The following is a 13,390-nucleotide window of genomic DNA, read 5'->3' on the forward strand; positions in this document are numbered from 1 at the left end:
CCATGAAGCACCGCATCGTCGTCCTCGGCGCCGGCTACGCCGGGAGCTACGTGGCAGGGAACCTCGCCCGACGGCTGTCCCCGGCGGACACCGAGATCACCGTGGTCAACGCCGTGCCGGAGTTCGTCGAGCGGCTGCGGCTGCACCAGGTCGCGGCCGGCCAGGAGATCGCGGCACCGCAGCTCACCGACGTCTTCGCGGGTACGACCGTGCGACTGCGCCTGGCCCGTGTCACCGCCGTCGACCCCGACCGCCGGGTCGTCACCGTGGCCGACGCCGACGGCGGCGGCGAGCTCCCGTACGACACCCTCTTCTACGCACTCGGCAGCCACGGCGACGACCAGCGCGTCCCCGGCGCCGCCGAGCACGCCTTCGACGTCAGCGGCCGGCCCGCGGCGCTGCGCCTGCGCGAGCGCCTGGACGGCCTGGGCGGGCGGAGCGGGGGCGGCAGCGTGCTGGTCGTCGGCGACGGGCTGACCGGCATCGAGACCGCCACCGAGATCGCCGAGTCCAGGCCCGGCCTCTCCGTGACGCTGGTCGCCCGCGGCGAGCTGGCCGCCCGGCTCTCCGCCGGGGCCCGCGACCACTTGCGCCGGGCCTGCGCCCGTCTGGGCATCACCGTCCTGGAACACACCACGATCGAGTCCGTCGAGGCGACGCGGGTGGTGTGCGCCGACGGCACCGCCCTGGCGTCCGACGCGACCGTGTGGACGGCCGGGTTCGCGGTCAGCCCCCTCGCGGCCGCGGGCGGGCTCGACGTCACCGAGGACGGTCGGGTCGTCGTCGACCGCACCATGCGGTCGGTCTCGCACCCGGACGTGTACGCCGTCGGCGACAGCGCGTACGCCCTCGGCGACAACGGCCTGCCCCTGCCGATGTCCTGCGCCTCGGCCGGCTACACCGGCATGCAGGCCACGAACGCGGCGGTGGGCCGCCTGACCGGCCGCACGTTCGGGAACACCAAGCTGGAGTACGTGGGCAACCACATCAGCCTCGGCCGGCGGGACGGGATCCTGCAGCTGGTCGACGGCGAGGGGCGAGCGAAGCCGAAGCACCTGGGCGGCAGGACGGCGGCCCGGGTCAAGGCGGGCATCCTCTGGATGTCGCTGTGGACCACCTCGCACCCGACCTTCGGCCTGCCCAAGCGCAGCCTCCGCGTCACCGCCGCGGCGGAGGGGTCCGCTCCGAAGACGGAGCCGTCCGCTCGGAAGGCCGTCGCGTAGCCCCCCGAGGACATCACCGTGGACAGCATCTCCATCGACGGCTTCGACACCGGCCGGTTCGAGGCCGGCCGGACCCGGCTGGCCTCCCTGGCGTACCGGATGCTCGGCTCCGCCGCCGACGCCGAGGACGCCGTGCAGGACGCGTTCCTGCACTGGCAGGCCGCCGACCGGCAGCGGATCCGGGTTCCGGAGGCCTGGCTCACGAAGGTCGTCACCCATCTGTGCATCGACCGGCTCCGCTCGGCGCAGGCCCGCCGCGAGCGCGCCGCCGGAGCCTGGCTGCCCGAACCGCTCCTGGACGGCGACCCGATGCTCGGCCCCGCCGACACCTTCGAACAGCGCGAATCGGTCTCCCTGGCCGTGCTGACGCTCATGGAGCGCCTGTCGCCCCTGGAGCGGGCGGTCTACCTGCTGCGCGAGGCGTTCTCGTACAGCCACGCCGAGATCGCCGAGATCCTCGACGTCTCCGAGTCCGCGAGCCAGCAGCACCTCCACCGGGCCCGGAGCCGCGTCACCGCCGCGCGACGGCGCGGCGGTGAGGTCGACCCGGCCTCCGCCCGCAGGCTCGTCGAGGAGTTCTTCGACGCCGCCTCGTCGGGCCGTACCGAACGGCTCGTGGCGCTGCTCACCGACGACGTGACCGCCGTCTCCGACGGCGCCGGGCTGAGCGAGAGGCTGCTGCGGTTCGACACCCCCCGGCGCGTCGCCGCCGTCGCCCGGGGCGGCTTCCGGCCCAGCCCCGCGAAACGGCGCCTCGCCGGTGGCACACCCGCAGTCCACACGGCACGCGTCAACGGCGCTCCGGCGATCCTGTTCACGCTCGGCGACCAGGTCATCGGCGCCGTGACGTTCGACATCGCCGGCGGCAGGATCGCCACCGTGCGCGGCATCGCGGCCCCGACCCGCCTCGTCCGCCTCAACGCGGCCTGGCGGCGCCAGGAGCCGGGCACACCGCTGGTCGCCCGATGGTGACTCGAACGCGATCTCGTCCCTCGGACAACAGAGCGATCGGTACCAGTCGTCCGAGGGAGCGCCCGGCGACGCGATCAAGCCGTTCCGGGAGCGCGGGGCATGGGCCGCCAACCCGTGGGGCACCGATCCCCGCGTGCCTCACACAGACGAGACAGAGCAGTTCACCGCCTTGTCGGCGCGGCTGACCGGCTTCGACGACGTGGACCTGATCGCCACCGGGCTCGTCGAGGTGTACCGCGCGGTGGCCGTGGAGCAGCTCGGCACGGAGCTGTACGGACGGCTGCTCGAACCGGCCGACGCGACGGACGACGCGTTGCGGGCGGCGGCCCGGGCGGTGACGTACCTCTGGTACACGGGCAGTTGGCCGGGCCCGCCGCCCGGGCTGGTGTCCTCGCGGGCGTACGCGGAGGCCCTGGTCTGGAAGGCGGCCGGCCTGACGGCTCCCGCCGCCGCCCCCGGAGGGTACGGGAGTTGGGCCGAGGTGAGCGACCGGTGACGCGGTACGACGTGATCGTCGTCGGCGCCGGTGTCGCGGGCTCGCTCGTCGCGCATCGGCTCGGGCGGGGCGGACGGCGACGGGTCCTCGTTCTCGAGGCGGGCGCCGGTGCCCCTGAAGCAGCCGCCACCGCCCCGCTCACCGAGTACCTCAGGGCGTCCGCCAGGCTGCCGGGCTCCCCCTATCTGCCCCATCCGGCGGCCCCCTGGCCGGAGATGACGGACCTCGCCGGTACCGACGACGGGACCCCCGGCTTCCGGGCGGCCGGGCATCTGCGGCAGGACGGCCCGCTCCCGTACGCCAGTGGATACGTCCGCGTCAACGGCGGCACCGGCAACGTCTGGACCGGTCTCGCACCCCGCATGCTGCCGGAGGACTTCGACACCGAGTCCTTCGGGTACGGCCGTCGGTGGCCCCTCGGCTACGACGACCTCGAACCCCACTACCGGGCGGCCGAGGAGCACCTGGGGGTGGCCGCCGACGCCGACGAGCAGCGCGCGCACCTCGGTCTGCGCTTCCCCGACGGCTACGTGTTCCCGATGCGGCCGCTACCCGCCGCCCGACTGGACCGCCTGCTCTCGGACCGTCTCGACGGGCGGCGCGTCGAGGACCCCGTCGCCCGGGGTGAGGTCGAGCTGAGGGTGGTCGGCACCCCGCACGCACGCAACGGCGTCCCGGACCCCCGGTACGACGGCGGCCGCGGCTTCGTCCCGCGCGGGCGGGACGGGCGGCCCGATCCGGACAGCCGGTGCGTGGGCAACGCGACCTGCATCCCGCACTGCCCCTCGTACGCGAAGTACACGCCGCTGAAGACGCAGGGGCGGTGGAGCCCGTCGGTCACGCTCCGGGACCGGTCGGTGGTGAGTCGCGTCCTCGTCGACGGGCGGGGGCGCGCCACGGGCGTGGAGTACCGCTCGTACGACGGCGAGGTGTCCGTCGCGCACGCCGACGTCGTCGTCCTCGCCGCGCACGCGGTGGAGAACGCCCGGCTGCTGCTCCTGTCGGGGCTCGCCGGCCGCAGCGGCCAGGTCGGCCGCAATCTGATGGACCATCCGGTGCTGCTGACCTGGGGCCTTCTGCCCGAGGGCGAGCGGGCCGGGTCGTATCGGGGACCCGGGTCCGTCTCCGGCTTCGAGGGCTTCCGGGCCGGTCCGGCGCGCCGGCTGCGGGCGCCGTTCCGGGTCGAGTTCGGGACCTGGGGCTGGATCTGGGCGAAGGGCCCCGTCGAGACGGACGTGGACCACTTCCTCCGCGAACGCGGCCTGCTCGGCAAGGAGTTGAGGGAGGCCGTCGCGGACCGGGTGCGCCGGCAGTTCACCCTGCAGTTCGAGATGGAGCAGGGCGCGGACCCCGCGAACCGGGTCACCCTCCATCCGTCCGAGCGTGACGCGCTCGGCCTGCCCCGGCCGCTGGTCACCTACGACCTCGACGAGCACGTCAAGGAGGGCATGGCCGCCGCCCGCGCCGTCTCGGACCAGGTCTTCGCGCTGCTCGGCGCCGAGGACCACACCGACTACGCGCCGTCGGCGGCCTGGCCGGGCCGGTTCGAGCACCGCGGCCGCACGTACGGCTATCGCGGGGCGGGGCATGCCGCCGGAACGCACATCATGGGCGACTCCCCGGACACGTCCGTGGTGGACGCCTGGCAGCACTGCTGGGACCACCCCGGTCTGTACGCGGTCGGCTGCGGCAGCATGCCCTCGGTGGCCACCTCCAACCCGACGCTGACGATGGCCGCGCTCGCGCTGCGCAGCGCGGAGCGCATCGAGGCCGATCTGACGGCCCGCGACCGCCCCCTCTCCCCCGTGGCCACCACGACGACCGCCCCGACCACCCCAGGAGCCCCCGCGTGACCTCGCTGCCCCTGCCGCCCGTGCCCGAGCCCTTCCGACTGCCGTTCCACTACGGGGCCCTGCACCAGATCGGCGTCGACTGGCTGGTGGACCCGCGTCCCGTCCGCCAGTTGCTCGCCAAGCACCACCCGGACCTGACGGCGGCCACGTTCGACGACGGGCGGGCGCTGGTCTCGCTCAACTACCAGCTGTACTTCGCGCAGTACGCGTTCGGCGGCGGCGTCACCCAGGAGATCGAGTTCAACGTCATCGCGTTCCCGACGGGCGAGGCGGACCGTCTGCCGCGGCTTTCCTACGCCCAGTACGCGCAGGGCTGGGACCAGACGAAGCTGCTCGGCATCGCCCGGCTCCACGTCGTGTGCGACAACCCGTTCGCGATCAGGGCGGGGCGCGAGCTCTACGCGGAGCCCAAGTACCCGGGCTGGTTCGAGGTCGGCCTGCCGTCGCTGAACGGACCCGAGGGCGCGACCTGGACCGTACGGTGCAAGGCGGCCGAGGTGGGGCCCGACGACGCCCTGGAGCGGGGGCAGGCCCCGCTGCTCGACCTCACGGCGAGGCTGGACGGCCTGACCTCCGTCGCCGCCAACTCCGCCCCGGTCACGGGTTACGGAACGGACCGCGAGGGCCGGCTGCTCGCCGGACCGATGAACGTCTACCAGCCGTACGGCTGGTACGACCTGGCCGCCCCCGAGCACTCCGGGCGCACCCGTCTCGCGGTCCACGCCCCGGACGGCGACCTGGGCCGCGACCTCCGGGCCCTCCTGCCCGACGGCACACCGGCCGCGGGCGCCTGGACCTTCCAGTCGCCGCCGGTCGCCGCCCACAACCGCCCGTACTACCTGCCGACGGGTCCGCGCGTCTGAGGGCGGCCGGGCGTCAGAGGGCGTCGGCGATGCCTCCGGCCAGGTACGGGATCCGGTGCGCGGGGACGCCCGCGATGTTGATGCGGCCCGCGGTCGTGCCGTAGATGCCGGACCGGTGGCGCATCCGGCGCATGCCCTCGGGGGTGAGGGGCAGCATCGAGAACATGCCCTTCTGCCGGGCGAGGGCGCTCGCCTGCTCCTCGTGGCCGAGGGCGCCCAGGTGGGCGACGAGGTCCGTCCGGTTGGCGGTGATGCGCCGGCGCATGACGTCGAGTTCGGCGAGCCAGAGGGCCCTGAGGCGCTCGTCCTCCAGGACGGTGGCGACGACGGCGGCGCCGTGGTCGGGCGGCATGGAGTACAGGGTGCGGGCGGCGTTCTGGAGCGCGGTCTCGACGTGCCGGAGCGCGCGGGCCGAGGAACCGAGGACGATGGCGCAGCCGGTGCGGTCGCTGTAGAGGCCGAAGTTCTTGGAGCAGCTGACGGCGATCAGCACCTCGGGGAGCCGCTCGGCCAGCATCCGCGTGGGGGCGAGGTCGGCTTCGAGGCCGTCGCCGAGGCCGTGGTAGGCGAGGTCGACGAAGGGGACCCAGCCGTTCGTCGCGGCGAGCGCGGCGAGCTCCTCCCAGGTCTCGGCGGTGGGGTCCGCTCCGGTGGGGTTGTGGCAGCAGCCCTGGAGCAGCACGACGTCGCCGGGGCCCGCCGCGCGGAGGTCGTCCAGCATCCCCTCGGGGTCGAGCCAGCGGAACGTGCGGACGGTGAGGCCCGCGCCTTCGAGGATGGGGCGGTGGTTGACGTACGCGGGGTCGCTGATCCACACCGTCGTGCCGGGGCGCGTCTGCCGTACGAGGTCGGCGAGGAGGCGCAGGGCGCCGGTGCCGGCCACGGTCTGGACGGCGGTCGCCCGTGCGGTGAGGGCTTCGGTGCCGAGGACGGTGGTGAGCATCGCGCGGTTGAAGGCGGTGTTGCCCGACAGGCCGAGGTACTCCTTGGAGCCGGAGCGTTCCGCCAGGCGTATCTCGGCCTCCTTGACGGCCGCCATGACGGGGGTGACGCCGGTGTGGTCGCGGTAGACGCCGAGGACGAGGTTGAGGCGCTCGGGGCGCGGGTCGGCGGCGTACTCGGCCGTCAGGTCCCACAGCGGGTCGGCGGGCGGGGCGGGGAGGAGCTCAAGCATCGGCGGAGACCTTGGTTCGGGCGGGTCGGTCGGCGGGGGTTCCGGAGAGGGAGCCGTCGGCGGACGCGACGGTTCGGGGGCGTCGGTTGGCGAGGGCGACGCCGAGGGTGATGAGGGGGACGCCGACGACGACCGGCAGGGTCGGCTTCTCGTCGAGGAGGGGCATGGCGAGGAGGACGACGGCGACCGGGCTGAGGCTGCCGACGACGGAGCTGCGCTCGGGGCCGAGGCGGCGGATGGCGAACGCGTACATGAGGCCCGCGCACAGGCCGACGCCCAGGCCCTGGACGACGAGGAAGAGCGCGATGTCGCCGCCGGCCGCGTGGGCGATGCCGGTGGGCAGGACGCCGGTCAGGACCAGCAGCGCGATGACGGCGAAGGAGGGCAGGCAGAGCAGTCCGATGGACCCGATCGGGTCGAGGTCCACCTCCCGCAGGCCGACGGTGTAGAGGGCCCACAGGCCGCTGGCGACGAGCAGCGTGCCCGTGCCGAGCAGGACGTCCGAGTCGAAGGCCGCGGTGTAGCGCCAGACCAGGGCCACGACGCCGGCCACGATGAGGGCGAGGCCGGCCGCCTGGGTGCCGCGCGGGGCGCTCTTCCCGCCGGCGACCATGAGGGCGGAGACGAACAGCGGGACCATGCCGGGCACGATGGCCCCGACGAACGCGGCCGAGGTCAGCGAGCCGCCGTACATGGCGGCGAGGAAGAACGGGACCCCGGCGCCACAGATGATCTTGGCCGCGGGGGCGAACCTGACGGCGGCCAGCCGGTGCCTGCGCCGCCACAGGGCGGGGGCCAGGATCACGAGCGGCACGCCGAAGCGCAGCAGCGCCGCGTCGGCGGGCAGCAGCGTGGAACTGCTCAGAGCACGGGCGCTGAGCGCGAAGGCGGCCCAGACGGCCACGGTGAGCAGCAGTGCGAGCATGCCCACGGCCTGCGGGGAGAGCCCGCCGAACCGGCCGGCACGGGGCTTCCCCTCGTACCCCTCGGGCGGAGTGCGCGTCTCGCGCCCCTCCCCCGTTCCCGCCCCCACCGATTGCGTCGCGGCCACCGGCCGTACCTCCCACTCGAAGCCGTTCGGGCGGAGCCGATGTCCGGCTTCGCCCCGGTAAGCAACCGTAGAGCTTGGGCCGGGGCAGATGATTGCCAGTTCTGCCCTCCAGACATAGCGTGGAGGCAGAATCTGCCAAGATCTGCCAAGGAGAACCGATGGACGCCGTGGACTTCCAGATCATCCACGAGCTGCAGAGCGACGGCCGCCTCTCGAACCAGGACCTCGCCGACCGGATCAGACTGTCCCCGTCCCCCTGTCTGCGCCGGGTGCGCCGCCTGGAGGAGTCGGGGCTGATCGGCGGTTACACGGCCACCGTCGACCAGGTCGCCTTCGGTCTGCCGATCACCGTCTTCGTACGGATCCGCCTGGAGCGCCACACGGCCGAGGCGGTGAACGTGTTCGAGCAGCACGTCGGCCTCATCGACCACATCCAGGACTGCTATCTGATGGCGGGCAGCAGCGACTACCTGCTGAGGGTCGTGATCGAGAGCCTGGAGGCGTACGAGGCCCTCGTCCGCACGCGGATCCACGCCATCCCGGGCATCGCGTCGATCGAGTCGAGCTTCGCCTTCGGCAGCGTCAAGCAGTCGAAGGTCTTCCCGCGGCCGGGGGTCCCGTCGAAGCGGCCGGCCGAGGCACGATGATCCATGTCACGGGCGCCGGATCTTCAGCAGGCGGCGACTCAGCCCGTAGCGTTGCCGCGACGAGCCGGGCACGGTGAAGGGATCAGAATGTTCCGCAAGGTGCTGGTGGCCAACCGCGGCGAGATCGCGATTCGCGCGTTCCGCGCCGGCTATGAGCTGGGGGCGCGGACGGTCGCCGTCTTCCCCCACGAGGACCGCAATTCACTGCACCGGCTGAAGGCCGACGAGGCCTACGAGATCGGTGAGCCCGGTCATCCGGTGCGGGCCTATCTGTCGGTGGAGGAGGTCATCCGGGCGGCCCGCCTTGCCGGTGCCGACGCCGTCTACCCGGGCTACGGATTCCTGTCCGAGAACCCGGAACTGGCGCGCGCCTGCGAGGAGGCGGGCATCACGTTCGTGGGCCCGTCCGCGCAGACCCTGGAGCTGACCGGCAACAAGGCGCGTGCGGTGGCCGCCGCCCGCGAGGCGGGCGTGCCCGTGCTCGGCTCCTCGGCGCCCTCGACCGATGTGGACGAACTCGTGGCGGCCGCCGAGGCCATCGGCTTCCCGGTGTTCGTGAAGGCCGTCGCCGGCGGCGGCGGCCGCGGCATGCGCCGGGTCGAGGACCCGGCGACGCTGCGGGAGTCCATCGAGGCGGCGGCCCGCGAGGCCGAGTCCGCGTTCGGCGACGCCACCGTGTTCCTGGAGAAGGCCGTCGTCGACCCGCGCCACATCGAGGTGCAGATCCTCGCCGACGGCCGGGGCGACGTCATCCACCTGTTCGAGCGGGACTGCTCGCTCCAGCGCCGCCACCAGAAGGTGATCGAACTCGCACCCGCCCCGAACCTCGACCCGGCGGTACGGCAGCGGATCTGCGACGACGCGGTGAAGTTCGCCCGCCGGATCGGCTACCGCAACGCGGGCACGGTGGAGTTCCTCCTCGACCCCGACGGCAACCACGTCTTCATCGAGATGAACCCGCGCATCCAGGTCGAGCACACGGTGACCGAGGAGGTCACCGACATCGACCTGGTGCAGTCGCAGCTGCGCATCGCCGCCGGGGAGACCCTCGCCGACCTCGGGCTCTCCCAGGAGTCCGTCGTCCTGCGCGGCGCCGCCCTGCAGTGCCGGATCACCACCGAGGACCCGGCCAACGGCTTCCGCCCGGACACCGGCATGATCAGCGCCTACCGCTCGCCGGGCGGCTCCGGCATCCGGCTCGACGGCGGAACCACCCATGCCGGTACGGAGGTCAGCGCCCACTTCGACTCGATGCTGGTCAAACTGACCTGCCGGGGACGGGACTTCAAGACCGCCGTCGACCGGGCCCGGCGCGCGGTGGCCGAGTTCCGCATCCGGGGCGTGTCCACGAACATCCCCTTCCTGCAGGCCGTGCTCGACGACCCGGACTTCCAGGCCGGGCGGGTCACGACGGCCTTCATCGAGCAGCGGCCGCACCTGCTCACCGCCCGCCACTCGGCCGACCGGGGCACGAAGCTGCTCACCTACCTGGCCGACGTCACCGTGAACAAGCCGCACGGCCCCCGCCCCGAGCTGATCGCCCCGGCGACCAAGCTCCCCCGGCTGCCGGCCGGAGAGCCGCCGGCCGGCTCCAGGCAGCGCCTCACCGCGCTCGGCCCGGAGGGCTTCGCGCGGAGCCTGCGCGAGTCGCCGACCCTCGGCGTCACCGACACCACCTTCCGCGACGCCCACCAGTCCCTCCTCGCCACCCGGGTCCGCACGAAGGACCTGCTCGCCGTCGCCCCGGCGGTGGCGCACACCCTGCCGCAGCTGCTCTCCCTGGAGTGCTGGGGCGGCGCCACCTACGACGTCGCGCTGCGCTTCCTCGCCGAGGACCCCTGGGAACGCCTCGCCGCGCTGCGCGAGGCCGTGCCGAACATCTGCCTCCAGATGCTCCTGCGCGGCCGCAACACCGTGGGGTACACCCCGTACCCGACGGAGGTGACCGACGCCTTCGTGCAGGAGGCCGCCGCCACCGGCATCGACATCTTCCGGATCTTCGACGCGCTCAACGACGTCGACCAGATGCGGCCCGCCATCGAGGCCGTACGGGAGACGGGCACGGCGGTCGCCGAGGTCGCGCTCTGCTACACGTCCGACCTCTCCGACCCGGCGGAGAAGCTCTACACCCTGGACTACTACCTGCGGCTCGCCGAGAAGATCGTCGACGCCGGCGCGCACGTCCTCGCGGTCAAGGACATGGCCGGTCTGCTGCGCGCCCCCGCCGCGGCCCGGCTCGTCTCCGCGCTGCGCCGCGAGTTCGAACTGCCGGTGCACCTCCACACCCACGACACCGCGGGCGGCCAGCTCGCCACGTACCTCGCGGCGATCCAGGCCGGCGCGGACGCCGTGGACGGCGCGGTGGCCTCCATGGCCGGCACCACCTCGCAGCCCTCGCTGTCGGCGATCGTCGCCGCCACCGACCACTCCGAACGTCCGACCGGCCTCGACCTCCAGGCGGTCGGCGACCTGGAGCCGTACTGGGAGAGCGTCCGCAAGATCTACGCCCCCTTCGAGGCGGGCCTGGACTCGCCGACCGGCCGCGTCTACCACCACGAGATCCCCGGGGGGCAGCTCTCCAACCTGCGCACCCAGGCCGTCGCGCTCGGCCTGGGCGACCGCTTCGAGGACGTCGAGTCGACCTACGCCGCCGCGGACCGGATGCTGGGCCGTCTGGTGAAGGTCACGCCCTCGTCGAAGGTGGTGGGCGACCTCGCGCTGCACCTCGTCGGCGCCGGGGTGGCGCCCGAGGACTTCGAGGCGGCGCCGAACCGCTACGACATCCCCGACTCCGTCGTCGGCTTCCTCCACGGAGAGCTGGGCACCCCGCCCGGCGGCTGGCCCGAGCCGTTCCGCAGCAAGGCCCTCGAAGGCCGCGCCGGCCCCAAGCCGACGCCGGAGCTGACCGCGGAGGACCGCACCGGCCTGGCCGAGGACCGGCGCGCCACGCTCAACCGCCTGCTCTTCCCCGGCCCGACGAAGGCGTACGAGGCACACCGGCAGGCGTACGGCGACACCAGCGTGCTCGACAGCAAGGACTTCTTCTACGGGCTGCGCCCCGGAAAGGAGTACAGCGTCGACTTCGGGCCCGGCGTGCGGCTGCTCATCGAGCTGGAGGCCGTCGGCGAGGCCGATGAACGCGGCATGCGCACGGTCCTGTCCACCCTGAACGGCCAACTGCGGCCGATCCAGGTCCGCGACAACGCGGCGGCCGCAGACCTCCCGGTGACCGAGAAGGCCGACAGGTCCGACCCGGGCCATGTCGCCGCGCCGTTCGCCGGCGTGGTCACGCTGGCCGTCGCCGAGGGCGACGAGGTCGAGGCCGGCGCGACGGTGGCCACGATCGAGGCGATGAAGATGGAGGCCTCGATCACCGCCCCGAAGGGCGGCCGGGTGTCCCGCCTGGCCATCACCAGGATCCAGCAGGTGGAGGGCGGCGACCTCCTCGTCGAGATCCGGTAGTCCGGGAAACGGCCGGGACACCGAGCGAGGTGTCCCGGCCGGGGCCTACTGCTTCAGGTAGCCGAGGACGGTCATCATCCCGGACTCGGCGTGGTAGACGTTGTGGCAGTGGATCATCCACAGGCCCGGGTTGTCGGCGTCGAAGTCGACCTCGATCCGCTTCCCCGGCAGCACGATCGAGGTGTCCTTGCGCGCCCCGCCGTCCGCGTGCGCGTAGGTGTGCCCGTGCAGATGCATGGGGTGCCACATCGTCGTGTCGTTCACGAACGCCAGGCGGACGCGCTCGCCCGAGCGCACGGGGTAGCGCTGCGCGGGGTCGTACTTCTTGCCGTTGATGGCCCAGTCGTACTTCATCATCGAGCCGGTCAGGTTGAACTCGATGGTGCGGTCGGGCCTGCCCGGCTCCAGGCGCACCGATTCCGCCGCCTTGAGCCGGCCACCGTGCACGACCCTGCCGTCCAGCTCCTTCGGACGCGCGGAGGAGCCGGGCGCGGCTCCGCCGCCGGTGCGAAGGACGGCGAGGGCGGTGCGGCCCTTGCCCTCGGCGAGGGCGGTGAGCGGGAAGGCGCCGCTTCCGACGGTGACCAGGGCGTCGACGCGCTCGCCCATCCCGAGCAGCACCGCGTCCGCCTGCGCGTGCTCGACCGGGAAGCCGTCGGTGTGGGTGACGGTGAGCCGGTGCCCGCCGAGAGCGATCCGGAAGGCGGTGTCGCCGCCGGCGTTGATGATCCGGAGCCGGATCCGGTCGCCGGGCCTGGCGGTGAAGGTCTGCGGGTTCTGCGGCGTACGGCCGTTGACCAGGTAGTACGGGTAAGCGACGTCGCCCGCGTCACCGCCGAGGAGATCGCTGCTTGCGCCCATGAGCATGCGGGAAGGGCTGGAAGCCGACGGCTTCGGGGTGCTCATCGACATGTTGGACATGTCGTGCCCCTCCATGCCGCCGTGGTCCATGCCTCCCATGCCCTCGCCGAGCTCGGCGAGGACCGCGTCCGGGGTGGAGCCGTCGACGCCGTCGACCCAGTCGTCGAGGACGATCACCCACTCCTTGTCGTACTTCAGCGGCTCCCTGGGGTCCTCGACGATCAGCGGCGCGTACAGGCCGCGGTCCTGCTGGACTCCGGAGTGCGGGTGGAACCAGTACGTGCCGGGGTGGGAGACGGCGAAGCGGTACTCGAAGGAGCCGCCGGCCTTGACGTCACGCTGGGTCAGGCCGGGCACCCCGTCCATGTCGTTGCGCAGCGCGAGTCCGTGCCAGTGGACGCTCGTGGCCTCGGGGAGGTGGTTGGCCAGGGTGAGCGCGAGGGTGTCACCGGCGGTGACCCGCACCTCCTTGCCGGGGAGCTCGTCCCCGTACGCCCAGGTGCGGACGGTGCGCCCGCCGCCGAGGTCGAGCGGGGTCTCGACGGCGGTGAGCTTCACCTTCCGCTCGGGGCCGGGCTTGCGCAGCGCCTCGGTCGCCCCGATCTCCTTGCTGTCGGGGGTGATGTAGCCGGCGGCCGGCGTGGTGCCGGTGCCGCTCGTGGAATGGTCCATGCCGCTCATCGAGCCGGAGCAGGCGGTCAGCAGGCCGGTGCCGGCGACGGCGAGGCCGGCGCCGAGGACGGTACGACGGGTGGGTCGGTTCATGGCTGAGGAACCTCGAGACGTGG

General features: G+C 73.2%; 10 protein-coding genes. 7 read left to right on the top strand and 3 right to left on the bottom strand.

From position 1 onward, the window contains the following. The first annotated feature begins 2 nt into the window (after nt 1–2). From ACFYX3_RS08915 to ACFYX3_RS08935, 5 genes are all read left to right on the top strand, one after another. On the top strand, nt 3–1,223 hold the full coding sequence (locus tag ACFYX3_RS08915; protein WP_389009954.1) for an NAD(P)/FAD-dependent oxidoreductase: 1,221 nt from the start codon (nt 3–5) through the stop codon (nt 1,221–1,223). Nucleotides 1,224–1,241: 18 nt separating this feature from the next. After that, complete coding sequence (locus ACFYX3_RS08920) at nt 1,242–2,195, top strand: sigma-70 family RNA polymerase sigma factor (RefSeq protein ID WP_389009957.1); 954 nt, start codon at nt 1,242–1,244, stop codon at nt 2,193–2,195. 133 nt (nt 2,196–2,328) lie between these two features. After that, complete coding sequence (locus tag ACFYX3_RS08925) at nt 2,329–2,691, top strand: hypothetical protein (RefSeq protein ID WP_389009961.1); 363 nt, start codon at nt 2,329–2,331, stop codon at nt 2,689–2,691. Further along, nucleotides 2,688–4,544, top strand: coding sequence for a GMC family oxidoreductase (locus ACFYX3_RS08930; protein ID WP_389009964.1), 1,857 nt, complete (start codon nt 2,688–2,690; stop codon nt 4,542–4,544). The genes ACFYX3_RS08925 and ACFYX3_RS08930 overlap by 4 nt, the downstream gene beginning before the upstream one ends. Then, a complete protein-coding gene (locus tag ACFYX3_RS08935; protein ID WP_389009967.1) occupies nt 4,541–5,407 on the top strand; it encodes a hypothetical protein in 867 nt (288 codons plus the stop codon). The genes ACFYX3_RS08930 and ACFYX3_RS08935 overlap by 4 nt, the downstream gene beginning before the upstream one ends. Nucleotides 5,408–5,420: 13 nt before the next feature. Here the strand turns inward: ACFYX3_RS08935 and ACFYX3_RS08940 are convergent, their stop codons facing one another. Both ACFYX3_RS08940 and ACFYX3_RS08945 read right to left on the bottom strand, forming a co-directional pair. Further along, complete coding sequence (locus ACFYX3_RS08940) at nt 5,421–6,581, bottom strand: aromatic amino acid transaminase (protein ID WP_389009970.1); 1,161 nt, start codon at nt 6,579–6,581, stop codon at nt 5,421–5,423. Then, a complete protein-coding gene (locus ACFYX3_RS08945) occupies nt 6,574–7,632 on the bottom strand; it encodes a DMT family transporter (protein ID WP_389009974.1) in 1,059 nt (352 codons plus the stop codon). Before ACFYX3_RS08945 ends, ACFYX3_RS08940 begins: the two co-directional genes overlap by 8 nt. Nucleotides 7,633–7,790: 158 nt before the next feature. On the opposite strand from ACFYX3_RS08945, the gene ACFYX3_RS08950 reads away from it, so the two are divergent. Then, nucleotides 7,791–8,279: an Lrp/AsnC family transcriptional regulator gene (locus tag ACFYX3_RS08950; protein WP_359517975.1), complete on the top strand. Its 489-nt coding sequence runs from the start codon at nt 7,791–7,793 to the stop codon at nt 8,277–8,279. Between the two features lie 87 nt (nt 8,280–8,366). Further along, nucleotides 8,367–11,741, top strand: a complete 3,375-nt coding sequence (locus ACFYX3_RS08955) for a pyruvate carboxylase (RefSeq protein WP_389009978.1) — start codon at nt 8,367–8,369, stop codon at nt 11,739–11,741. Between the two features lie 45 nt (nt 11,742–11,786). On the opposite strand, the gene ACFYX3_RS08960 is transcribed toward ACFYX3_RS08955, so the two are convergent. After that, nucleotides 11,787–13,367 carry a multicopper oxidase family protein gene (locus ACFYX3_RS08960; RefSeq protein WP_389009981.1) on the bottom strand — a complete coding sequence of 527 codons (1,581 nt, stop codon included), beginning with the start codon at nt 13,365–13,367 and terminating at the stop codon, nt 11,787–11,789. Nucleotides 13,368–13,390: the final 23 nt, after the last annotated feature.

This window comes from Streptomyces sp. NPDC002463 (assembly GCF_042889835.1).
GTDB classification, from domain to species: Bacteria; Actinomycetota; Actinomycetes; order Streptomycetales; family Streptomycetaceae; genus Streptomyces; species Streptomyces nymphaeiformis.

Bases quoted from the DNA above. Each gene is read 5' to 3' on its own strand.
- ACFYX3_RS08950 (WP_359517975.1), top strand. From the start codon at position 7,791: ATGGACGCCGTGGACTTCCAGATCATCCACGAGCTGCAGAGCGACGGC.
- ACFYX3_RS08940 (WP_389009970.1), bottom strand. From the start codon at position 6,581: ATGCTTGAGCTCCTCCCCGCCCCGCCCGCCGACCCGCTGTGGGACCTG.
- ACFYX3_RS08915 (WP_389009954.1), top strand. From the start codon at position 3: ATGAAGCACCGCATCGTCGTCCTCGGCGCCGGCTACGCCGGGAGCTAC.
- ACFYX3_RS08960 (WP_389009981.1), bottom strand. From the start codon at position 13,367: ATGAACCGACCCACCCGTCGTACCGTCCTCGGCGCCGGCCTCGCCGTC.
- ACFYX3_RS08955 (WP_389009978.1), top strand. From the start codon at position 8,367: ATGTTCCGCAAGGTGCTGGTGGCCAACCGCGGCGAGATCGCGATTCGC.